This is a genomic window from Coprobacter secundus subsp. similis (assembly GCF_015097275.1).
Lineage (GTDB): Bacteria > Bacteroidota > Bacteroidia > Bacteroidales > Coprobacteraceae > Coprobacter > Coprobacter secundus.
The window spans coordinates 3,913,605-3,938,233 of record NZ_AP023322.1; the positions used below are offsets into that span (position 1 = coordinate 3,913,605).

At 41.6% G+C, this 24,629-nt stretch carries 11 protein-coding genes; all 11 read right to left on the reverse strand.

The genetic code is table 11. From position 1 onward, the window contains the following. Positions 1-47: 47 nt before the first annotated feature. The 11 genes from Cop2CBH44_RS15510 to Cop2CBH44_RS15560 all read right to left on the reverse strand — a co-directional run bounded on the left by Cop2CBH44_RS15510 (position 48) and on the right by Cop2CBH44_RS15560 (position 24,627). Complete coding sequence (locus tag Cop2CBH44_RS15510; RefSeq protein ID WP_044227333.1) at positions 48-2,300, reverse strand: GH92 family glycosyl hydrolase; 2,253 nt, start codon at positions 2,298-2,300, stop codon at positions 48-50. A 7-nt stretch (positions 2,301-2,307) separates the two neighbouring features. After that, entirely contained in the window at positions 2,308-3,279 is a 972-nt protein-coding gene (locus tag Cop2CBH44_RS15515; RefSeq protein WP_044227330.1) for a glycoside hydrolase family 130 protein, read from the reverse strand. A gap of 96 nt (positions 3,280-3,375) precedes the next feature. Beyond that, complete coding sequence (locus Cop2CBH44_RS15520) at positions 3,376-4,698, reverse strand: MFS transporter (protein WP_021930110.1); 1,323 nt, start codon at positions 4,696-4,698, stop codon at positions 3,376-3,378. An 88-nt stretch (positions 4,699-4,786) separates the two neighbouring features. Continuing rightward, a complete protein-coding gene (locus Cop2CBH44_RS15525; protein WP_200755171.1) occupies positions 4,787-6,853 on the reverse strand; it encodes a glycoside hydrolase family 20 protein in 2,067 nt (688 codons plus the stop codon). Between the two features lie 81 nt (positions 6,854-6,934). Further along, entirely contained in the window at positions 6,935-9,280 is a 2,346-nt protein-coding gene (locus Cop2CBH44_RS15530) for a beta-N-acetylhexosaminidase (protein ID WP_200755172.1), read from the reverse strand. A gap of 39 nt (positions 9,281-9,319) precedes the next feature. Next, positions 9,320-11,590 carry a GH92 family glycosyl hydrolase gene (locus Cop2CBH44_RS15535; protein ID WP_021930107.1) on the reverse strand — a complete coding sequence of 757 codons (2,271 nt, stop codon included), beginning with the start codon at positions 11,588-11,590 and terminating at the stop codon, positions 9,320-9,322. Between the two features lie 54 nt (positions 11,591-11,644). After that, entirely contained in the window at positions 11,645-14,995 is a 3,351-nt protein-coding gene (locus tag Cop2CBH44_RS15540) for a glycoside hydrolase family 84 protein (protein ID WP_055099079.1), read from the reverse strand. A 272-nt stretch (positions 14,996-15,267) separates the two neighbouring features. Next, entirely contained in the window at positions 15,268-17,577 is a 2,310-nt protein-coding gene (locus Cop2CBH44_RS15545) for a LamG-like jellyroll fold domain-containing protein (protein WP_200755173.1), read from the reverse strand. Between the two features lie 200 nt (positions 17,578-17,777). Beyond that, complete coding sequence (locus Cop2CBH44_RS15550; RefSeq protein WP_021930103.1) at positions 17,778-18,791, reverse strand: hypothetical protein; 1,014 nt, start codon at positions 18,789-18,791, stop codon at positions 17,778-17,780. Positions 18,792-18,945: 154 nt separating this feature from the next. Next, positions 18,946-22,800, reverse strand: coding sequence for an endo-beta-N-acetylglucosaminidase (locus tag Cop2CBH44_RS15555; RefSeq protein ID WP_200755174.1), 3,855 nt, complete (start codon positions 22,798-22,800; stop codon positions 18,946-18,948). A gap of 18 nt (positions 22,801-22,818) precedes the next feature. Continuing rightward, positions 22,819-24,627 (reverse strand): SusD/RagB family nutrient-binding outer membrane lipoprotein, encoded by a 1,809-nt coding sequence (locus tag Cop2CBH44_RS15560; RefSeq protein WP_200755175.1) that lies wholly within the window; start codon positions 24,625-24,627, stop codon positions 22,819-22,821. Between the last annotated feature and the right edge of the window lie 2 nt (positions 24,628-24,629).

Sequence of the window (24,629 nt, forward strand, 5' to 3'; positions counted from 1 at the left end):
CGAGTTATTTTTCGGTTTTTATTACACACCCCGATTTTTTTGTTTCCTCAATGCCTTTTCAATGTAAAACGTATAGTTTTAGCGTTTACTAAATCCTCATGAGAAATGAAACGGTTTTTCAAATGTTTGCCGTTTACTGATATTTTGTCTACATAGATTGCGTCTGCCGAAGGTCGTTCAGTTTCGATTACCAATGTCTTATTTGAGTAATATTTATTATCGAGATGAATGGTAATCTTGTCAAAAGTCGGTGACGTAAGAATATAGCGTGGCAATCCCGGGCAATCGGGATAGAAACCCATCATACTGAATACGGCCCATGCTGACATAGTTCCTGTATCATCATTGCCGGGTATGCCTTCAGGTTTGTTACTGAAGTATTTAGCAAGTAGCCGGGATATTTGGTAGTCGGTACGCCAAGCTTCTTTATTTACGTAACAGAACAGGTAGGGATAAGTAATGTCCGGTTCGTTGGCCGGGTCATACAAGTTCTCATCGAAAACTTTTTGTAGCTTTTTGACAAAAGCATTTTCTCCCCCCATTAGACGCATAAGGCCTTTGATGTCATGAGGTACGTAAAAAGTATAGTTCCAGGCATTACCTTCATGAAATCCGGGTGATGGTTCGAAATTGAGTCCTTGCATCGGGTCGAATGGAGTATAGAATTTGCCGTCGGGTAATTTGGGGCGCAGAGTCCCGAAGTCTTTACAGTAATAGTTTTTATATCCCAAGGAGCGTTTGGCAAAACTCTTTGCATCTTCGTCATAACCGAGTGCTTGGGCAAACTGAGACAACGCGAAGTCTGCAATATAATATTCGAGGGCGTGAGATACCGAATTATCGAAAGTTTCGCGTAAAGGTACGTACCCAAGTGCTGTATAATCGTCATTGTCGGTACGTAAAAAATTATCTTTTCCGGGTGTATTTGCTGATTTGAGCATAGCTTTGTAGGCAGCATCTGTGTCGAAGTCACGAAGGCCGCGGAGCCAGGTATCAGCAATCATAGCTGTCGCCGGGTCACCGGACATAGTGAGTGTCTCATTTCCGTAAAGTTCCCAACGGGGCAACCATCCCCATTCTTTATACATGTCTATCAAAGTACGTACCATGTCGAGTTGCCGGTCGGGAAATGTAAGTGTCATAAACGGGTGTACGTTGCGGAAAGTATCCCAAAGGGAGAATACAGTATACCGATTGTGAGAGGTAGAAAGGATTTTATTGCTTTCCATGGCCGGGTATTCTCCATTTACGTCTTGCAAGATATTGGGATGGATAAACATGTGGTAGAGTGCTGTGTAGAAAATGGTTTTCTGGTCATCGGTACCTCCTTCTACTTCTATACGGGAAAGAATATCGTTCCATTGTTGGCGTGCTGAGAGGCATACCTTATCGAAGTCAAATCCTTGTTGTTCACATTCAAGATTTTCACGGGCATTTTCTATGCTTACGAACGATACGCCTATCTGCACTTGTATTTGTTCTCCTGGTTTGGTATCATAGCTAAAATACAGGCCGATATCGTCACCAGACATTTCTTTGGTATATTTCGAGTATATTTTATATTTTCCGTTGTCGGGGTCCCACTCTGCTTCTACACCTGTCATCGGGCGTTGTTTTTTCCAGTAACCTGATTGTTGCGGGGTTTTGTCTGTACGAATAACGAAGTATATGGGAAATACTCCTTGGCGGTTGTAATAACAGAATCCTCCCATCAGTTTACATCCTTCGTATTCAGTGGCATTTACTTGTCGTATGGTAGCACCGCTTTCATTTGTGAGGCCTTCTCCCAGATTGAGCAGTATATGACTTTTACCTCCGGGATATGTGAACCTAGCTATTGAGGTACGTAATGTTGCACTAACTTCTGTGTCTATATTGTATTTTAAAAGATGGTTACCGTAGTATCCAGGAGTAGCTTTTTCACGAGTATATTCGCTTCCATACAGATGGTAGTCCACTTCCAGTTCTCCAGTAGTAGGCATTAGTAACAAGGAGCCTAATTCGGGGCATCCTACACCACTGAGGTTTACGTGAGAAAAACCTGTAAAAAAACTGTTATGGTATTCGTATGGGGTAGACCACCAGCGGGCATCTTTGTCATAACGATTGTCAGGAGAGCCCATGACGTTGAACGGTGTGACAGACATGAAGCCATTGGGGCATATTGCTCCCGGATTGGTTGTCCCGAAATTGGTAGTTCCAATAAAAGGGTTTACGTATGAAACCGGGTCGGCAGCCCGTACAATAACTGGTAGTAGGGCTGCCGTTATCCAAAAGGTAATCAGATTACGAATGTGCATAAGCTGTTCAGATTATGGATGTTTTTTTAGTAAATTCTATGATTTCGGGAATGTAGCCGAATGCCAGGCCGGTAACGGTATCGGCACAACCGTAGTAAATAGCGATGCGTCCTGTTTCCTCGTCGTGCAATGCTGCACATGGGAATGTTACGTTAGGAACGTCGCCCGTACATTCGTAGATGGTTTGGGGTGAAAGCAGGTATGGTCCTGAACGGAATTTGACTTTCCATGGCTGGTCAAGGTCGAGTAGGGCAGAACCAAAGCTGTAAACAAACCCGTTGCAGGAGGCTAATACACCGTGGTAAATCAAAAGCCATCCTTCCGGTGTCTCGATGGGAATAGGCCCTGCTCCGATTTTAGTACATTGCCATGCACTCTCTTCGAATTTGGCAGGTGACATTACATGACGATGACGTCCCCAGAAACAAAGGTCGGGTGATTCGCTGTAGAAAATGTCACCGAACGGAGTGTGTCCGTTGTCGCTGGGGCGACTGAGCATTGCGAAATTACCGTTAAATTTGCGAGGGAAAAGGACTCCGTTACGGTTGAATGGCAAGAATGCGTTTTCAAGTTGATGGAATGTCTTGAAATCATTTGTCCAGGCGACACCGATAGTGGGCCCGTGATATCCGTTACACCAAGTTACATAATAGCGGTCTTCGATAAAGCAAACACGCGGATCGTAACCGTATACCCATTCACCGATTTCTTTATCATCGCATTCAAATTTCAGAGGTTCGGGGTTTATTTCCCAATTCATAGCGTTTTTGCTGAATCCTACATGCAAACGCATACGACGATTGGTGTCGTCACAGCGGAACACTCCTGCAAAACCGTCTCCAAAACGTACAACGGCACTATTGAAAATGCTGTTTGAAGTGGGTAGTAAATTGCGAGGAATGATAGGATTGGCCGAGTATCTCCAAATTACATCTTTGCACCCTTCGGGACGGGGCTCCCATGGCATTTCTGTCTTCATATTTATTACGTTAGTTAAGTTGTTAAATGGGTTGTTTTATGATTTTCTGTTTATAATAAATTGTTTTTATTATCAGGGACTGTCGAAGGTTCCGTTTTATCCTTTTGCCGTATCTGTATGGGAAAAGGGTACGAAATAAGTCATTAGGAATGAAGGTATAGTGGCTATCATTACAAAAATGAAGAAGTCATGATATCCTATCCAGTCACATACCGTACCGCTGAGTGAGCCCGGAATCATCAGTCCCAGATTCATTATTCCGGAGGCAAAAGCATAATGAGCCATTTGATGTTTGCCCGGAGCTATCTGTTGCATCATGAAGAGTGTGAGACCTACGAATCCGAATCCATACCCGAAATATTCGAATGCGATGGCTCCTGCAATCAGTGCCGAATTTTCAGGTTGATAAAGGGCCAGAAATACATATACGACAAATGGAAGATTGAAGATACAGCAGAGTGAGAATAATGTTTTGCGTAGTCCGAAAGCTGAAATATAATATCCTGCCAGTATCGAACCTATAACGAAAGCTACAGCACCAAATGTTCCATAATACAGTCCTATTTGTTGTTCTGTCAATCCAAGTCCTCCTTCGGAACGTGCTGCTTTCAGGAAGAGAGGAACGATTTTCATTACAAATCCTTCGGCAAACCGATACAGGATGATGAAGAAGATATAGTAAGTAATATGTTTTTTGTGAAAGAATTCGACAATGACATTCCATAGTTCGTGCATTTGTTCTTTTGCGTTGGAAGAACTTTTGATTCTTTTTCTCGATGGGAGTACCCATATATGATAAAGACCGAGGATAATCATGGTAACACTACATACCAGCATTACTATTCCCCAGGCATTTTCATTGGCGATTTTCACGATGTCAGAGGATGCTCCCGGCTCTCCTCCGAAATAGTTGATGAGATAGCCGGCGAGATATACAAAGCCTCCGGAAGCTACTACTTTGGCAATATTGTAGAAGGCTCCTTGCCATCCGATGTATTTGGCTTGGTCGGTTTCCGACAGTTCTGTCATATATACACCGTCACAAGCGATATCATGAGTGGCTCCACTAAAAGCGATAATGGCTAATAATGCTATTGATATGGCAAAAAACGAAGGAAGATGTAACGAAAAGGCTACGGCAGCAAATGTTATTCCGGTAACGATTTGCGTGGTTACAACAAAGAATTTCTTTGTACGGTACATTTCCAAAAGAGGGCTCCAAAGCGGCTTTAGTGTCCAGGGGAGGATAATAAGTGAAGTCCATAATGTGATTTGGGCATTGTCTACTCCTAAACCTTTATACATTAATACAACTACCATGTTGAGGACTACAAAAGGCATACCCATGGCAAAGTAGGCTGAAGGTACCCATTGTATAGGATGGGCTGTTTTTCTGTTGTTGCTTGTGTTTTCTTCCATTGTTTTTTGTTATTGTCCGTGCCCCTTTCTTGGAAGAAGGGGACACGGAGTGTCTGGCATTATTAAGTAAATAGACAGGAATTGTTGATTATCTTATGATAATTTCGTCTGTAAACAACCAGCCACCAGGAGTACCGTTAGATAAAGCCTGGTAGCGGACATAACGAGCTTTACTTGTGCCTTGCCATCCAAAGTTTTTGAATTGAAGTGTTTCTTCATCAGGAGAAATGTCATTGTCTATCGTTGAGAGAGTATCGTAATTCTTACCGTCAGAGGAGACTGATATTATGACTTGCTTGGGCATCCATACATATGGTCCTTTGAGTTGCATGAATTCGGCAGTAACTTCTTTTATGGGAGTATTTTCTCCTAAATCTATCGTTACGTTGAAGTCACAATCTATAAATCCTTGCCAACGGTCATCATTATACATCCAGCCGCCACGAATACCATCGACCAAAGTTTTTTCTCCAGCCGCGGAATATTGTTTGCTGTATGGGTGCGCATATATAATTTTCTTATCTCGTGCCAGATGTTTTACAGGCTCGAACGATTCGGGCTTATCTCCTATTTCCTTGTCAAGCGGAAACGGATTATAACCATGAGCCTGTAAAGTTTTTACAGCTTTCAGAGCCCGGGAATGGAAATTGTTCCAATCTTTTTTATCAGCAGGAGACCAACCTACCTCGGCAAGGGCCAGGATACGGGGATAAATCATATATTCTGTATGCTCATATGTGGGCATATATTCGGTCCATACATTACCTTGTACGCCTAAGATAAGTTTTGCTTCTTCAGAACTGAGCGAATCGGGTATCGGTTCGTAAGAATATACTTTTTCTAAGGTAAGGTAACCTCCAATAGCCATTGGCTGAGTTTTGGGGGCATCTTGGAAAGCATCGAGATAACAATATTTCCCGGGAGTCATGATGGCATGGTTTCCGGCTTTTACCGCTTTTATACCGCCTTCTTCTCCTCTCCATGACATTACAGTGGCTGTGGGTGATAACCCTCCTTCTATGATTTCATCCCAACCGATTAGTTTACGGCCGTGGTCATTAAGAAATTTTTCGATACGGTGTATCATATAACTTTGCAATTCGTCCACTCCCGACAAACCTTCATCGGCTATCCGTTTTTGGCAACGAGGACATTGCTCCCAACTGGTTTTAGGCGCCTCGTCACCACCGATATGGATGTATTCGGAAGGGAACATATCCATAACTTCAAGTAATACATTTTCGAGAAATTCGAAAGTCTTTTCCGTACCTATGCAATAGTCGGCATCTACGTATGGTGTTCCTGAGCAGGAAAGTTCCGGATAGGTTGCCAATACTTCTTCCGAGTGTCCGGGCATTTCTATTTCGGGGATGATAGTAATATGACGTTCGGCAGCATATGCGACAACTTCTCTGATATCTTCTTGGGTATAGTATCCTCCTACAGCTCTGGGGTCATCCTGATTACAGAAAGTTCGTCCACTTACCCACCATTCTTGGAGATTGTCGAATGGTCGCCATGCGGCAAATGAAGTGAGGCGAGGGTATTTCTTTATTTCTATTCTCCAGCCTGCCCCATCGGTCAGATGCCAATGAAAACGGTTCATTTTGAAATATGCCATGGCATCTAATTGTTTCTTTACAAATTCTTTGTCAAAAAAGTGACGGGAAACATCAAGATGCATTCCTCGATAAGGGAAACGGGGGGTGTCTTCTATGGTTATGGACTTTAGAGTTTTACCATTACCATTATCGAGCATTTGCAGTATTGTCTGTGTTCCATAGAAAAGGCCGGCTTCGCCTCGGGCTGTTATTACGATTTTATTTTTATCTATTACCAATTTGTAGGCTTCATCGTTGGTAAAAGTAGAATCATTGCTTAGATTTAATATGATTGTATTTGACTCGTCCGGTGTATCTATAAAGGGGTGAGAGGCGAGCGATGTGCCTTCGAGGTAATTGGCAAAAGCCATACATCCCTCTTTTGACATATTAGTATAAATATTGGTTGACGGGTTTACTTCGAAGTTTCCATTATGATATTCTACCGATTGCGGGGCCGGAATCACAGAGAGCCCTTCTTGGCGGGCACAACTGATACTCGTTATGAGCAGAGCTGCGGAGAGTATGAACCCGTATATATTAGATTTTGTCATAGGCATAATTTCTATTTGTTGTTTCGTAATTTTATGATATATCCCAGCCCGGATAAAGGGCTGGGTATGAAAATTTATTTATCAATCAACTGAAATTTCATCAACAAAGAGCCATGCTTTTTCTCCTTTGGCTCCATGCCATGCGGGGATTTGTGAAGTTGTTTCTATGACTATTCGTATTTTCGAAGCCTGGATGGGTGAGAAATCGCAGCTGTATTCTCTTAATCCGTCTTTGTCTTGGACTTTTGTTATTGGTATATCGAGTTTCCCGACTTCTTGCATTTCATTGTTCCCTTCTGCTGCGTAGACGGTTATTTTTGTCGGAGGAAATATATATTCAGAGTATTGTACGAGTGTACCAACTTTTACACTGCTTATTTGCTGGGGTTCTCCCATATCAATGGTGGCATCTAATGGAGTATCTTTAAATCCGAGCCAACATCCGTTACTGTAGTTAAAGTCTCCTCGTATTCCATCAGTCAGGATAGTTGCCCCGTTATAAGTGTATTTTTCATTGGGGGCATTTTTTAATGTAGCAAGATGCCCGCTTGATTTACTGAATTGGAACGGTCTTACCAGTGTTCGGGTTTTCATATTGCCACGGACAACTATCGCTTTAAGGATACATGAATCTTTGTCGGGCACGATTTCTATCGGTGAGGTATAGCGCATGCTGCTCTCTGTAGGTTCTGAGCCATCGAGGGTATAATAGATGGGATGGTTTCCTTGAGTGCGCAATGTGGCTTCTATGCAATCTTTTTCTCCGTTTACGAGATATTCTCCTTTGACTTCGAATACATGTTTGGCATAATTTAATCCCATTACATCATAGATAGCGATAGATTTGCCCAGGTTATCGAGGAACCGATCATAATTTTTGTTTTTTACTTGTGTCCATTGTACCTCGCTTAATGCTGCCAAACGGGGCAATATCATATATTCGAGATGCTCAGGAGTAGCGATATATTCCGTCCAGAGATTGGCTTGTGTACCGAGTATTAATTTACTTTGTTCTTGAGACAAAGTGTCCGGTACGGGGTTGAAGTTATATACGAGTTCTATCGGATTATTTCCACCAATAGCTAAGGGTTCGTTTTGGGTATCACTGGTCTGGTAATAATCGAAATATAAAGGCCCGGTCGGGGTCATAATAGCTTGATGCCCTTGTTTTACAGCCTCTATGCCTCCGGTAGTGCCGCGCCACGACATCACAGTAGCGTTTGTTGCCAGGCCCCCTTCCAGAATTTCATCCCATCCGATAATATTACGTCCGTGCTTGTTCAAAAATTCTTCTACTCGATGTGTCGTATAGCTTTGTAAATAATGTTCAGCCTTACCATGTTCATCGTCTTTAAGACCAAGCTGACGGATACGGGCCTGGCAGGCAGGACATTTTTCCCACCGTATTTTCGGACATTCGTCTCCGCCGATATGAATATATTTAGAAGGGAATATGTCTATTACTTCGAGTAGAACGTTTTCAATGAAATTGAATGTGTTTTCTTTACCTACACATAATACATCGTCACGTATTCCCCATTGTCCTGATACTTCGTACGGGCCTTCGGTACAACCCAACTCGGGATAAGCGGCCAGTGCAGCCATCATGTGCCCCGGGAGGTCTATTTCGGGAATGATAGTGATACCCAGCTCAGCTGCATATTTAACCATTTCGCGCAATTCGTCTTGTGTATAAAATCCTCCGTGAGGGGTAGTGTCATAATTGTCCCATTCTTTTCGAATCATCGTTTTATGACGGATACTACCGATTTCGGTAAGTTTGGGATATTTTTTTATTTCTATACGCCAGCCCTGGTCATCAGTCAGATGCCAGTGCAGTGTATTGAGTTTATGTACAGCCATCACATTGAGGATGCGTTTTACTTCATCGAGAGGGAAGAAATGGCGGGCAACATCCAGATGTAATCCCCGATAGCCAAAGCGAGGAGCATCATCGATATTGGCACAAGGAATTGACCAGTCGGCATTTGCTACTTTTTCATTTCCGTAAATTGCTGCCGGGAGCAGTTGTTTTACCGTTTGCAAAGCAAAACGAAAAGCGTTTGGTGCTGATACGAAAATTTCGATTTTATCGTTATTTATGTTTAGCCGGTAAGCTTCCGGAGCTAAAGATTTATCGAGCTTTATGGAAAGCGATTTTTTCCCACTTTCAGTTGGAGTGACAGTGATGGATTTTCCAGATATTTCATTGAAATGGGTAGCAAAGGCCGAAGCAATGTCGGTCATTTCGTTTCCACATTCAGGGGCTACGAATATATTAGTGTTATCGTCGAATACGAAATGCCCAGGCAGTTGTTCCATGTTGTTTGGGTAAGGTATAAGTTCATACCGGTTTTTTTCTACCGAGCATGATAGCAGGCTTATGCCCAGCACTGCGATTGCAAGATGACGCTTGATATTTTTCATAACTGTTCTGATTATTGTGTGTTTGTTTATTGTTTATATTTATTGTTTGGGTGGAGTATTGCCCATTTCTATTTCGAGTTGTCCGCCCTTCATAATATCACTGTGCATAAAGAAGGGGGATTCGAGCAAGACACCGTCGAGGCGGATATTTTGTACATATTTGTTCGTTCGAGAATTGTTATGGGCAATGATTGTAAATTTCTTTTTATCCGGCAGATTTATGGTGACTCGGTCGAAGATGGGTCGTCCGATAGAGTAAATCGGAGCACCTGGGCATACTTGATAGAATCCCATTGCATTGAGTACATACCATGCAGACATTTGTCCGCAATCCTCATTTCCGGATAGACCGTTGGGATTATCAAAATATTGAGTATATAAAATCGTGTCTACGAGCTGTTGTGTTTTCCAGGGTTGGCCTATATAATTGTATAAGTGCACTATATGGTGGCTGGGCTCATTACCGTGAGCATATTGCCCTATCATTCCCGATATATCGGCCGAAACCAAAGGTCCATCGATAGTGGAGTCGGCAGTGAAAAGAGAGTCGAGCCGTTCGGTAAATTTTTCCTGTCCGCCTATCAGTTCTATGAGACCTTCTATATCATGAGGAGCAAACCAAGTCCATTGCCATGCTGTCCCTTCACAATAGTCGTCGTTGCGATGGTCAGAGTAACGAGGATTGAATGGCGTATGCCATTTTCCGTTTATATCTTTGCCTCGCATAAATCCCGTAGATGTATCATAATAATGTTTATATCCGTTTGCCAGAGTTTTATATCGCTCATATGTTGCAGTATCTCCGATAGCTTGTGCCAGAGTTGCGATACACCAGTCGTTGTAGGCATATTCCAATCCTTTGGCTACGGATTCGTTTTCCTTATCGTAGGGAATGTAACCGATTTTGTTCTTGTAGTATTTTGATATAGGCATCAGTCCTCCAATCATCCGTTTCGAAGCAATGATACCTGTTGTATCATATTCTGCGCTGCGGAGGCACGCTTTTAGTAGTTCTTGCCCATCTATTTTATCGAATCCTTTCATATAAGCATCTACAATAACGGGGACAGCATGATATCCAATCATTGTTGCCGTATAGTTACCGGCCAGCTCCCACATGGGGAGAATGCCTCCTTCTTGATATTTTTGCATCAGGGACATTACCAGTTTGTCATTCAGTTCCGAGTCGATGATAGTGAATAGAGGGTGTAATGCTCGGAATGTGTCCCATAATGAATAGACAGTGTATATGCTTTCATCCGTTTCTGCACGGTGAATCAAGCCATCTATTCCCCGATAGCGGCCGTCTATGTCGGTAAATAGGCTTGGGTGTATAGCCGTGTGATACAGGGCTGTATAGAAAATTTTTTTAGATGTTTCGTCGTTGCTCTCGATCTCAATAGTTTTCAGATAGTTATTCCATTCATTTTGGGCTGCGGTAGCTATACTGTCGAAGTTCCAAGATGGGATTTCTTTTTCAACATTTTGACGAGCTCCATTTATATCTACTGCGGAGATTCCTACTTTGACGAGTACTTCTTCATCATTTTCTGTTGCAAATTGCAGTAGGGCTTTGGAACGGTTCATGACAAAAGGTTTCCCTTCACGTTCTGTATTTATCGGAGTGTCGATAATTTTGCAGGTAAACGGTTTTGAGAACTTCATATAGAATCCGATGTCTTGTTTTTCTGCCCAGCCTTTGGTCTGTTTCCATCCGACGATTTCAGTATCGCTAATTTGTTCGAGTTCCATGTTTGCATTTTCCTGTCGTTGCAGACTGTAATCCAAGTCTACGATGAAGCCGGATTCTTTATTTTCGGGAAAACGATATCTGTGCAGGGCAGCCCGTTTGGTAGCCGTCAATTCGGCTTTTACATTATATCGCTTCAAATGTACTGAATAATATCCCGGACGAGCTTCTTCTTCTTCGTGGGAAAAATCCGAGGCATAAGCTGTTTTTTGGCTGTCATATCCCAAATATTGATATTCTTGTTTTCCGGTAGTCGGCATGAGCAATATGTCGCCATAGTCACCGACTCCTGTCCCGCTTAAATGAGTGTGGGAAAATCCGTTGATTGAATTATCTGAGTAGTGGTAACCGGAGCAGGCGTCCCATTGGTATATACGGGTGTCAGGGCTTGGTTGTATCATGCCGTGTGGTAATACCGGACCAGGAAATGTGTGTCCGTGGCCTCCTGTCCCGATAAACGGGTTTACATAATCGGTATAGAAAGCGTTCTCTCTGGCCGAATGAGTACACCCTGCAAGAATCAGTAAGGCTAAGCCTGTCAGTAGTTTCGTTCGTTTCATATTGCACAATTCTAAATCAGTTATATCATTTTCTTTGTATATAATGTTTATCCCTTATCGGGTAATCATGATTTTCCGGGTAATCATTTTACCATCAGATAGTTTTATTTGTATCGTCATAGGGAAAGAGGCATTGTTCCTGAATGGGATGTCGAAATAGCAACTGTTTGCCCGGTGTTGTCCGAGGATTTTCCCATCCATATTATATAGTACGATATCTTTTATGACTTTATCTGAAGAAAAATGCAGATAACCGTCCATGTGGTATATTACCATATCATTTATGTTTGCCTTTGTAGTGGATACCGGAGTTTCAGGCAGTTCTATATAAGGTTCCCCGAATGGTAATATTTCGTACAGATTCGGGATATTTTCCCTATTCCATTTAATTTTTATGGCTATAATGTTTTTCAGGTCCTGAGTGTCGATGATAGTACAGAAAGAGTTTATATTTCCTTTTTTTATCCACTCGTTACCATCATATACGGATATTTCTGGCAGGTCGTAAGCTGTGTCAAATTCCGTATCTTGGTAAATTTCTATGCTGTTTATTGAAATGTTTTCAATGAAACGGTGTTCCAGATAACCTGCATCTACCGCTTGATAGCAAGTCGAAAGGTCTTTATCTGCCAGAGCTGCAATCTGCAAACCGTTATTATCGGATGTTTGAGTCAGTTGTTCGGAAGTTTCAGATTTGAATTCTGCTACTTGCAGCCAGTTTTGTCCTGCAATGCTTTTAATGGAAAAGCGTACATAGCGGGCATTGTATCCGTTTGCATTGCAGGTAAATGTACGGTTATAGTCTATATTTCCGGCAGTGAATGTGGCTACTTCATGCCACGATTGGTTATCTGCCGATACTTCGATGGCTGCTGTACCTGTCGGCTGGTCTCCTTCACAGAAAGTTATGCTTATTTCATATTGAGGAAGAGCAGTAGGGTAAGTAAGCAGAATATAATCTCCGATGGCCTGAGCTCCATTTTTCCAGAAGAAACTTTCGTCATTTCCGTCCGTAACGTTATTGATGTTATAGTTTTGGTAAGTGGCCATATTAGTAGTGACAGATGCTTTTGCATCAGAAGTTGAGATAATGCGGTCTACCGTAAATCGTTCTGTTCCGATAGCCAAGGTCTTTTCAGAAGTATTTTTTATACGTACGTAAGCGACTTTTGTCTGAGCAAGGGGTAGTATCGCTTGAGCCCATTGTTTCCCGTTTTCTGAATATTCTACCGTTAAGCCTTCGGCAAGTTGCTGTTCGTCTATACTGATATTTTCTAATCTGCCCCAATAGATGCCGATATACTCGTCTTTTTCAAGTTTTATGTTTTTCAGTCCGCTTAGGTATATTGTATTTGTTTCTTCGTTTATGTCTGCTCCTTGCAGGTCGTTCAAGCATGAGATTATTTGTATTTCATCTTTTGATGGCCATAATCCGGGTACACTGTTGCCGAGTTTCTCAACGAGAAAGTCTACGAATGGGCGTAAGTGGCTTTCAGCAGGTTTTACTTCATAGTACTTTTCGCTGGTAGAGGTGCCGTATCCTTCTAAAGCGCTGACTAAATATGCTGAGTCTGTGCTCAAGCCGCCATATAAAGATTTTAGACGTAAATATTTCACCCATGCTTCGGAGCGTTGCATTTCGTTTCCTTTCTCCAGCATGTCCAATGCATCAAGGGCAATGGAGGTTATAGTCTTGAGTTTGGCGTTCCAACAACGAATGTCCTCATACATCAGGCGGTAATCTCTTTTTTCACTATTTTTCATGGTTTCGATAATAAGACATGCTTGATTGAGTTCTTCAAGTTTGGCCTGTAGTTGCTTCGTTTCTACAGGCATTTGTCCGGAGGAGAAATGTTCTATGAAGTTATCGTAGAGTTTTATCATGTCGTCATCTTCGACCAGAGTGTTGGAGTAACGGGCAAAGCATTTTAAAGCTGTGGCAGTTTGTGAATCATTGGGTGCCAGACGTTCAAAAACATCTTCCCAATTTTGTTCTACGTCGAATGCTGAAGGGTTCCATCCGTAATCGGCTCCTCCGAATAGGGCGATTTTGGATGCCTGAGCTTGGTTCATAGGATTCATAACTAACCCATGAAGAGAATTTATCGGTCCTTGTGGGTCTTCAATAGTCCAGTGGGTAGTCATTTTACGCATGTAGATACGGTCATCGTGATCATCGTTTACCGGGTTATTCCACCACATTACCGGGTTGCGTCCTACCCGATTGCTCATGTCTGTTATAGAAGAGGGACGGATGTTCGAAAAGCAGTCATAACCGGTAAATGCAATGACAACTTCACTGTCGACATTTTTTAAGTCATATAGTGTAGATGAAGCTCCGTAATTAAGAGCATAAGCTGTAGGGACGAAGAATAGGGGGGATACATGTTCTTCTGTGTCAGAGGTATTGTTGTATGTATTACGCAGTCTTATTTGTACTTCGTTGGCTAGGTGGGCCTGCATATTACCGGATGGAGTATAGGACATATCATCGATGAAAACACCGAATCCTCTGACTCCGAGAGTGTGGAGGTGTTCGAATTTTGTCATCAAAGCGTCTATGCCCTTATTCATTTCTGTTGTATTAGAGAAACTGATACCTTGTTGAAGTCCGGGGTGGGCAGCCCAAATGAAGTTGACGTTACAGTTTTTGGCAGCTTCAACCATTCTGCGTAAATCATCCTGGGTAATCAGTCCGAAAAATTTTTGCTGTTCGGTAAGAGAAGTAGGATAGTTGTCCCGCCAGTTTCCGAGATGGTAGGGGTCCGATTTCGGTCCATATATGAAAACGTTCATTTTGAATCGTTTGCAAAACTCGAAAAGGCTAATGCGGTTATCAACTGAGTAAGGATGGCCGTAGAATCCTTCTACGATGCCTCTATATTGTGTGTGCGAATAGTCTTCAAATGTAATTTGGCGAAGGGTTTTATTCCCGGATTGTTCGAACATTTGTTCGAGGGTTGCAAAAGCATAATATGCTGAACCTTCGTCATTTCCAACAATGACAATGTCTCCGTGAGGGTGTATGTCATTTATTTGCAGAAGATATGGGTCGAACTTGTTTTCTCCTTGCTCAAAAACGGAAACCGGTAAGTTGTGGGTACCAATGTATTCGTCTATGGTATTGTTTGCCCCTTTGATACCTAAAAAAAGATTTGATTTTGATGAGGAAGGTTCTGATGAAAGTGAAATGGAATATCCGGCATTTTTTAGGACTTCTTTCATTCGATTTATAATGACGGATGTAATCCCGTTTTCACAAATAACATTGATTTCATCGGTCAATGTTATTGAATTTGGGGTTTCCGTTACTCTTTGAGGTGTCGGATATATGGTATATGATTGTGCATATATCGAGGAGGACAAGATAAATAAAAAGACCAATATTTTAGAAGTGTTTCTCATCGTAATTGAAATAAGTATTTTTATTTTTCAGTGTTTGGAATATGATAATTGGATATTCCCCTCCTACTTCTTTCAAAAGAAAAAGATTATTATCTTTCTTTTTGTTATTTAATATTTTTAATATTGTAATCTTATATATTATTTTTTTATTCTCAGAATGAGTTAGCAAAATTAATTTTTTTTTATTGCTTAACAAAAAAATATTGTTTTTTTGGTCAATACTTTTTATTAATTTTTCTTTTGAAAGAAATAGAAGGGGTGTTTATAGTGGTTTATAATTTCTTGAAACGGATGATTGATTGATTTCCGTCCAAGGTTATTTTAGCAACATATATACCGGTAGGTAAGCTATTCAGGTCAGTAACAGTTTCGCTTGTACGACCGACTTCAGTCCCTAACATATTATATATAATGGCTGTTGCACTATTGGTAATATGAAGAATGTTGTTGCTGAAGTATGAGCTTTCGGTCCGTATATTGTTGATATCGGTATGGAGGGTAAGAGTGACGATGATATCCATGTCTTCAGTGACGGTAGTTTTTATTTTGTAGATACCGTCTACATTAGTTACCAAATCTGTATCTTCCATGTCTATAGGATTATTGTTGATTGTTACAGAAGAAAGTTCGTAGTTTTCTTCGGGTGTAACGGCAATAACTATAGGAGTATTTTCAGCTACGGTTTCACCGGATGTTATGGTTACATCGTTGTCTTTGTAAGCTTGGATTGTCCCTTTTCCGCTAATAGAATAATTGATAGTGTAAACGGTTTGTTTCTCAAATGTGACCATCAGGTCGATGGGGGAGTTATCTACTTTGAACGTATTCCCTTCTATCGGTCGGTCGTTAACGGTTATGCCACTTATCAGATAAGCGTCTTCGTTTGTATTCAGAACTTTGAGGTTACTGTATGTTTTTACCGGAGCAGGGGAGTTGCCGATTATTTTGCCGAATCGGTGTATTTCGTAAGTGGCCCCGTCTTCTGGAGTATTATAAGATACATCTACTGTGGTACGGCCATTGGTCTTGGCAATAGCGTCGGCAATAGGGAAATTGTTATTGCTTAGAGTCCCGTTCTTGCGATAGTATGCATCTTGGTCTCCGGCTAAATTTTCGATTGTTGTCGTTTCGGCAGCTTCCGGCAAATAGTAAGCGACCAGGCCTTCAGGAATCTCGGTGTAGCCATACATAGAGGCTTTGATTTCTTCAGCGGATAGGGTCTTGTTCCAGACTTGTACCTCTTCAACTTTTGAGGGCATTTTGTTGTATTTTGAGTCTCCGATTGCAAAGTCGCATTCATCATAAAGGAGAGCCAGACCGCCATCTTCTACATTTTGAGAAAGGACTTCTTCGCCATTTTTGTAAACTTTGAAGTTTTTACCGTCATTACTGGTTGCCAAAGATATGAATGCGAATTCCCCCGGATAAAGTGTTGCTTCTGATATGGCGGCTTCATTGACACCTGGGCATGCTGTTGAGCTTCCATCCCATTTGCGGTACCATACTGTAATTTTGCCTTCTTTCACACCGATTCCATAAGAACCTTCTACAGCCCATGTGATACTGTTTTGAACATGTCCCATAAAGGTTCCGTTGTAACCCATGGGTGAAATCCAGGCAGAAAATGTGTAGTTACGAGAGCGTTGGTCGCTTGCTACTTGGTCACTGGTACTGTTGTGTTCTCCTAAGACAGTGTCACTGAAACGCAGCTGGCATTCTTCATCACCATAACCGGGTGCAGACATCAACAATCCGTCTCCGTCGCTGGCCAGTTCTTTGAATGTTGCAACAAAATTTGCCGTACTATTTACTGTAAAAGTTTCGCTGGCATATATATTATCATTATTTGTTATCGATACTAATTCATAGCCGGTATTAGGAGTAGCTGTAATACTGAGAAGTGTTCCTTCTGATACTTCTTCTCCGTTTGTAATAACGGTATTTCCGTTTTTGATGCTCAATTGTCCGTTGGTAGCGGAGAAGTTGATTGCATATTTTTTGATTTCTTGTTTTACTGTGATTTTGAGGTCATAATATGTTCCTTCTGTATAAGAACCGTTATAGGTCCAATCAGCTTCTGTTGTACCATTTACTGTACCGAAAAACATCATTCTTAGTAAATAAGTTGTACCTTCTTCGGCTGTTTGGGGAATGGTAATGCTTGGGAGTGTCCCGTCTTCGACTTTAGTTTCTGTATCTTCTGTATATACGAGTATGCCGTTTGTAGCATCCTCATAAGTCGTTTGTCCAGGATTCCCACAAAGAATGAGTCGAGACATGTCTTTATTTTCATTCGCATCGGAGAACACAGCGAATCGGCCCCAGAAAGTGTTTATTTTTATAGAAAAATCTATTTTAGTTCCGGGAGAAACAATAAGTTCCTGAGCCATCTTTCCTGTGGGAGTTTTAGGAATGTTGATGTTCTGCAAATCTTCCAATGCTCCAGAGGTAGTGAACGATACGATGTTTCCTACATTTCCTTCTTTGGGAAGTGTAGGTGCTTCATATCCTTCTAAAGGAGCAGCTTTTGCTGTCATACCCCATATAAAAAGGGGAAGAAGAAGTAAATAAAATTTTTTCATAATAGGAAATTTTAAATTTGATGTTTTGTATATATGTATAAAAAAATAACACATCTCCCTTTCTCCTCATACAAGAGGAGATATACCGCAACCATTTTGATGAATAATTAGATATGAAGATTTATATATCGTTCATTAAAAACGGAGGGTAGGAGTGTGTTATAATTATTTTACTCTTACAAATATTTTAGGGATTATATTTATTGCACATCATCGAAGTTAAGAGTGACTGTCCCTAAATTTACATTGTACCCCGCTTTTTTTATGATTTGTACGGTATAGTTTTCTCCATCTTTCAGATGTGACGACGGTATGGGAATACGGTAAGTTTGCGTATCGGCATCAAAGTTTGTCGTTACGAAATTTGCATTCCATCCTTTGGTGTTATTCCGGTATGCAACGGCGTATTTATCTCCTGTTACCACTTCGTCAAATGTGATATTGATGTAGTAATTACCGCTTTCATCTTTGGAGAAAGGTTTATCGGAATAAACGAATGAGAAGAAGTCAAACTCAGCAAGGTCTTGTGCCATACCGTAATTCCAGCGAGTTATCTGAAGGATGTATTTTCCACTTTTCAGTAGATTGGAAGTAAATCCGACATTCACGGCTGATGAAGAGCTGTTGTTTTCGTCCGCGGGAGAGACTATAGATATTTTTTGTTCCCGGGTAGCAGCGTCGAGAATTCTGAGAGAGTCGACGTTTTGCCCCAACCATCCATCTGCGTATACTTGTATTACCCCGCTATTTACCCTGCTGGTGACAACTGCATCTTCTTGACGTAGTTTCAATATTTTGCAATCAAATGTCCCTATTACCTGAGCCTGCTCATCCCGGCATACAAGCAATTCCCATTTGCCCTGCTTCCATTGGTCGGTGGAGTTATATCCCATGACGATGGTGTCTTTGTCATAAGTCCGTACGTCATCTACAATTCCGGTGTATTTGTATCCCCATTGCCAGCTCATCAGTTCTCCTGTTTCCGTATAACGGAGTTTTACTTCGTCGAGGTCTTGCATACCTTTGATTCCGTATTTAAAATTTGCCATAGATACGACGGTAAATTCTCCTCCTATATTAGCCGTTGCCGGGTCATAGGTTACCAAATTATCGACAAAAGTATAATTCGGTACATCTACTTTATATTCCTCTTCACAGGCAACAAAACTCGAAGCAAGAGCAAGAATGGATATATACAGAAATTTACTTTTCATATTACTGTGTTTAAAGGAAGATGTTTTGCTCAGTTTTTATAACACACCCTTGTCCCCTCTGTTTTTAATTTATTTCCCCTCGAAGAGGGAACTTCAGGGTGTGTTATTTGTTTTAATTATCAATCTGATACAAACTCTTCTGTATCCGATTTATTTATTTTTGAGAAACCACTTTGAACGATTTCAGGCATTTACCGTTTTGTGATACTACCACGTAGTACATTCCGGCGCCATTATCGATAGAAAGTGTACATATTTCGCCTTTGTCTGCGTTGTAAAGTTGTCCGGTTACCAAACGACCTTGAGCGTCATATACTTTGATATCATACACTCCATCGTTCGCAAAACGCAGATTTACATCTTTCACAAAAGGATTAGGATATACATACATGTTTTCAACGATTTCTTTTTCTACGCCGGTTTCTTCAGCTTTTATTTCAAGGTAATCGTCAAAAGTTTTGGTTGTAGTACCCCATGAGTTGGTAACCTTTAATGTTACAGGATATTTCCCTTGTGTTGCATAGGTTGCAGTGGCGACATTTTCGTCATCTGTAGTATGGGTGGCTCCTTCAAGAATCCATTCTACCGATTCGAGACGGATATTTGAAACACCTGTAATTGAAGGCACTCCTAATCCAACAGTCGGTGTTTCCGGTTTTTCTACACTTCTCTCGTTTTCGGTAGTAAATTGGCCTATGTATCCGTAAGGTACAAGTGTACTGTTTTGACCTTCGTTCCTGAATGCCTGGTTGCCTTTTCCGTCATCTTCCATATCTTCGAATTTGAAATAACCCTGTAAGCCTTCAGGTGCCAAGAAGTATCCACTCATTGCCTCTTTTACCTCTTCTGCGGTAAGAGCTTTGTCCCAGAGTTGAACTTCGTCGATGTAACCGTTAAATCCGGATGTGTTGGTTAGAGCTCCACCGATATAGAAGTTTGCTCCCCAGTCTTTAGGACCGGAACCTTTCGATGTGGTGCTGATAACTTCGTGACCGTTGATATAAAGTTTTATATTTCTATTGTCTTTTACGATTGCAATATGATTCCATACATTTGCTGACAATGGATAATTTTGGCTGATACCGTCTACATCGTTATTATGTTCATAATTAGCTGTACCTGCAGGAGGAGCATCGAATGAAATAGAAATTTCATTTTCAAGATTGTTATAGTCCGAATAGTTTGCTGATCTGATAACACACCACATTTCCCCCCATGTACTTTCGGTCCATGTACCAGAGTAGTTCTTGTTTACTTTTTGCGTAAGTAGAGTTCCCAAAGAACCATGTTCGAATTTGTCTGATTTGAACCAGAAACAGAACGTGTTGGTTGTATGATTGTCTAATATCTGTTTGTCAACATAGAACATACTTGGATTCAAGATATATGCTCCCTGGGAAACTGTAGCTGGGCTATCTTGATAAGTGGTTCCGTCGTTGAATGCCGGAGTCAAAGTTACTTCTTCATTTGTTTTAGGTTCAGTAGGATTGGCAGTATATCCCTCTATTTCAGGCATACGGCCTGTTTCTTCGGGAGATATTAATAGGCAACCTCTGGTCATTGTGCTTTCTTCTCCGGTAATTACTTCTACATCGTAAGTTCCCAACTCAGAAAGCTTTGTAGTAAGGGTACGAACTTCTGTAGCTTTGGCAACTTCATCCCCGGTAATAGCATCGGTGATAATAATGGTAGAAGGTGCGTGGTTCGGGTCGTCAAAACCGATAGTGAATTCTTCATTCGGTTTTATAACCGGTTTATTGATAGAAATAGTGTTGATAATCTCTATTTCAGAGGTTTGTTCATCGCTCCAGGTAATTTCGGAAGTACTTCCATTGAGCCCGATAGCACGTACACCGACCATATATTTTTCTGTATTTTCTACCGGTAGCGGTGCATCGATTACGTACGAAGCCCAAGAAGTCGTTGCTGTAAGCAAGGTAGGTTCGGAATCTTCTGTTTTGATATATACTTCATAGTACCAAGTATCTACATCTTCATTGTAAGTAGGACATCCCGGATAGTTTGGCGAGATATCTTCCTTGCCTTCATCAAGCATGCTCCAAGTCATTTTGAAATCTACGGCTTTATATGTGCGTTTACAAGGTGTAACGCTTACAATACGCGGAGCACGTGGAGTTTTGTTATAAGAAGCCGGAATCAACGATAGTTCGCCAATATTAATCTGATAGTTGGCATCAGTGTTTTCAAAAGCAAGTCCCATAGTGGCAATTACATCGTTGGCTTTCAAGCCAAGGTCTGCAGCGGTAAATGAGATGGTATTCCATTCACCGGCTTTGACGCTTTCAGCAGGAATAGTATAATATTTGTATGAGCTTTCCGAACCGACAAGACTTACTTTGAATTTGAGTTTAGGGTCTGTTCCGTTTTTCAACATGAAGGTGAGTCCGAATTTATCGTTTTCGCTTTCTACCGTAAATTTGGTTTTATACAGGTTTACTTCGGACTTTTGAGTAGCTCCGTGGAATTTGAGGCTTGAACCGCCATACCATGCTTCATTGAAATCGAAATCACAATTGATGGCATCTGCCGGGACTTCTCTATTACCTGCGTCTACCCACCAACGCCATGTCGGCAGGTAGTCCTGCATACTGATATTGTACCATTTCTGATTGAATGTCACTTTTCCTTCTTTTTTGAAAGACATACCGTTTCCTAAATTGAAGCGGGTGATGAATGGCAGTTCTTGAAGAGTACTTTTGGCGTTAATAAAACGGGAATATCCGTGCCATTTTTTCAAGTCGTTGTGAGAGGTGGTTACTTTTTCATTGCTTTCGTTGAGTGGTATTTTTTGTGCACTTAATACATTTTGTGTACCACCGGTAAAAAGCATTTCGAGTTTATCTTGGTAAGTATTTTGGATGGTCAATTCTGATGTACCGAATTCATTTGACCCGGTATATATTTGGCTGCGGTCATGAGCTCCCCATACGACAATTGACACTGGATATTTAGAAAGAACACCCCATCCGCCATTTCCCCATCCGCCATAGCCTCTACCTTGTTGGTCGAATCCAGCATATACATCAAATGGGGAACGCTTTTTTGATTTGGCAACATTGACAGAGGTCTGTAAAGAACCTTCGCTCCAGTTGTAATTCAGGAAATAAACATCAGTTACAGGATAGTTTAACGCATCGTTATGAAACCAATTGCTGTGATTGGCAGTTAGTGTACTACCTCCGTCTGTCAGGTTTCCGCTGTTGGATACATAACCATACCAGTCAACATGGAAATGCCAGTTTTCCTCTTCTTCAGCAATGCGGTGGCATTCCGCAAGGAATTCTTGGAATTGGGTATTCAAATCGCTGCTAAAATATCCTTCCGGATTGAATGCCATGCCGTCGATACCGTAATATTTCATCAACTGTATTAGTTTCTTGGCATATTTGAATTTCCCGTTTTCTTTTTTGCTTAGTTCGTAAAGAGGTTTTCCTGCATCGCTTGTTGAAGTTACTGAACTTGCCCAATCGATAAAGTAATAAGCTGCAGTAAGAACTCCATTCTTATGGGCCGCGTCGTTGAATACACCCGGAGAACGGAATAATTGAGATGATACATTGGAATGGATGTCAAGGTATTGCCACATACTGAAATTATCGGATTCGAATGTGTAACGACTCATGGCACTCCATTGTTTGGTCATCTCACCGATAGGGGAGAACCAGCAAAGTTTTTTTTCATTTACAGCTTCTTCACCCGGAACAAGATTGGGGTTGGCTTGAGTAGCTGTATTGGTAATACGATCTTTTACCCGTACACGCGAAATGAAAAAATTGTCATCCGTATAGTTCGAATACTCAGGGTCATCAGGAGACAGATAAGGTTTTCCCGGTTCCCATGTTTCTAGCATTTTTACAAATTCGGTAGTAAAACGCTGGTTATTGTCCGTCCCGTAATTAATGTAATTCGGGTGAGTCGGAACACTTTGTGCCAAAGCACCTGCCGAGACTAAAAGTCCGGTTGCTAAGAATAGGTTTTTAATTCTCATAAAGCATTTCTATTAAGGTTAGAAATTAGAAGTTTTTTCAACATCCCACCATAGGCGTGTGCCTTGCATGTCTCCTCTTACAGAGCCGGTGGTTTCTGCGTCTAAGTTAGGTACACCTGTAGATGTAAAGTCCGATTTGGCTTCATCGACGCCTCCTGTAGCAAAAGGGATTCTCCGAATGGTCAGTTCGTCCGATATGGATCCGTCGGCTTCACCGTAAGCTCCATAGACCGCGGGTAAAAGTTTCGGGTATCCTGTACGGCGGATGTCGGTCCAAGCTACAAGAGACATGGGGAAGAGAGCCAGCCATTTTTGTGTCATTATTTTTTCGAGATAATATTCTTTTTCTTTGTCTGCCGTTACCGAGGTGTAAGGATTGGTATCTATACCTCCCCATCCGTTATTGAGCATGAAGTAGTAATTGGCTTTTTCATCGGAAGTCAGGTCGTTGTCCGGGTCGTAGGGGTCTTCATAAAGGAAATCTCCGCTGACAGTCATATCTCCGGCTCCTCTCCATGCCATGTAGTCACTATATCCTGAGAAGTCGTTTTTGGTAAATGATTCTTGGATTCCGGCTTCATAGAATGACTGGGCGGTTCCTCCCATGTTCCAGCCTCGTAATGCTCCCTCGGCTTGTAAGAAAAGGGCTTCTTCGACTTTGAAGAGTGTGACCGGTTTGGCAGCAAATGCCAAGTCGACAAATTTGGAGAACAGGATGTAGTTATTCGATGCCAAACTCGAATTGCTAAGATAGGTTCCCGAGCGCATCGACATGATTTTTTCTCCGGAGTTGTGCACTTTGTTGAATTTGCTGACCAGACGTCCGTTATTAGGAGCAAACCATGCTGTAAGTGCAGGATGATTGGTTCGTTTCATGATATTGTGGAGCGTAGCGTTGAGGCGTGCATCTACCCAACTGTTAGCGATTAGATAAAGAGGGTGATGTGCTTTTACCGGACCGTCTGCCCCACTTCTTAGTCCGACCTGGGGATCGCCCGGTTGCAGTATGCCACGGGTTACAGCTTCCTCGGCAAGAGTCTGTGCTGTTTTCCCATTGACATTGAAGTCAGGAACATTCACTACGGTCATGGCCAGACGAAGAATCATAGAGTTGGTAAATTTTCTCCAATGCTTGACAATGTCGGTAGCTGAGGTGATTTTGTCTTCAGAAATATAGTTCACACCTTCTATTTTTTTATCCAGTTCGGCTGTCGGATTTCTTTGATAAGCTTCGAGAGTAGAATCGGCCTTTTGTAATTCGATAAACAAGGTCTTAAATACATCGGATTGTTTTTCGTAAGTCAATGGCCGTTGCTCTTTCAAGGCTCTGAAGTCTGAATAAGGTACGGGTCCGTAGGTTACCAGATTTTGATAGATAGAGTACGAAAAGAGTACGCTTGCCAGTGCAGATAGTGGTTCGATGCCTAATTTTTTTCCGGAGTTGATGATGGGGATCGCATTAGGCGCCAATTTTTCGAGCGCTTCGGTTTGCCCGAAAGCATACGAGTCGTAGAACATGAATGAAGAATACATGTTTCCGTCGAAAGAATGGGGAATAGACATGTAACCCGCATAGTCTATGATATGAAGCGTATATTGCATCTGATAGAGATGCACAGCGGCCGACACAACCTGAGTTTGTACTGTGCGCAGCATAAACTCTGCTTCTTGTGATGTGGACAAAGTGTCTGAGGATACGGAACCGTCGCTTGAATTGATGACTGTAGTGTCTTCATATTCCAATACCGTATCGTAGCATGATGATACTCCGCATAACAAGAGCAAAGAGCAAGTAATTGATAAAATCTTATTAGATATGAGTTTCATAG

Bases quoted from the DNA above. Each gene is read 5' to 3' on its own strand.
- Cop2CBH44_RS15525 (WP_200755171.1), bottom strand. From the start codon at position 6,853: ATGACAAAATCTAATATATACGGGTTCATACTCTCCGCAGCTCTGCTC.
- Cop2CBH44_RS15535 (WP_021930107.1), bottom strand. From the start codon at position 11,590: ATGAAACGAACGAAACTACTGACAGGCTTAGCCTTACTGATTCTTGCA.
- Cop2CBH44_RS15530 (WP_200755172.1), bottom strand. From the start codon at position 9,280: ATGAAAAATATCAAGCGTCATCTTGCAATCGCAGTGCTGGGCATAAGC.
- Cop2CBH44_RS15515 (WP_044227330.1), bottom strand. From the start codon at position 3,279: ATGAAGACAGAAATGCCATGGGAGCCCCGTCCCGAAGGGTGCAAAGAT.
- Cop2CBH44_RS15550 (WP_021930103.1), bottom strand. From the start codon at position 18,791: ATGAAAAGTAAATTTCTGTATATATCCATTCTTGCTCTTGCTTCGAGT.
- Cop2CBH44_RS15560 (WP_200755175.1), bottom strand. From the start codon at position 24,627: ATGAAACTCATATCTAATAAGATTTTATCAATTACTTGCTCTTTGCTC.
- Cop2CBH44_RS15555 (WP_200755174.1), bottom strand. From the start codon at position 22,800: ATGAGAATTAAAAACCTATTCTTAGCAACCGGACTTTTAGTCTCGGCA.
- Cop2CBH44_RS15510 (WP_044227333.1), bottom strand. From the start codon at position 2,300: ATGCACATTCGTAATCTGATTACCTTTTGGATAACGGCAGCCCTACTA.
- Cop2CBH44_RS15545 (WP_200755173.1), bottom strand. From the start codon at position 17,577: ATGAAAAAATTTTATTTACTTCTTCTTCCCCTTTTTATATGGGGTATG.
- Cop2CBH44_RS15540 (WP_055099079.1), bottom strand. From the start codon at position 14,995: ATGAGAAACACTTCTAAAATATTGGTCTTTTTATTTATCTTGTCCTCC.
- Cop2CBH44_RS15520 (WP_021930110.1), bottom strand. From the start codon at position 4,698: ATGGAAGAAAACACAAGCAACAACAGAAAAACAGCCCATCCTATACAA.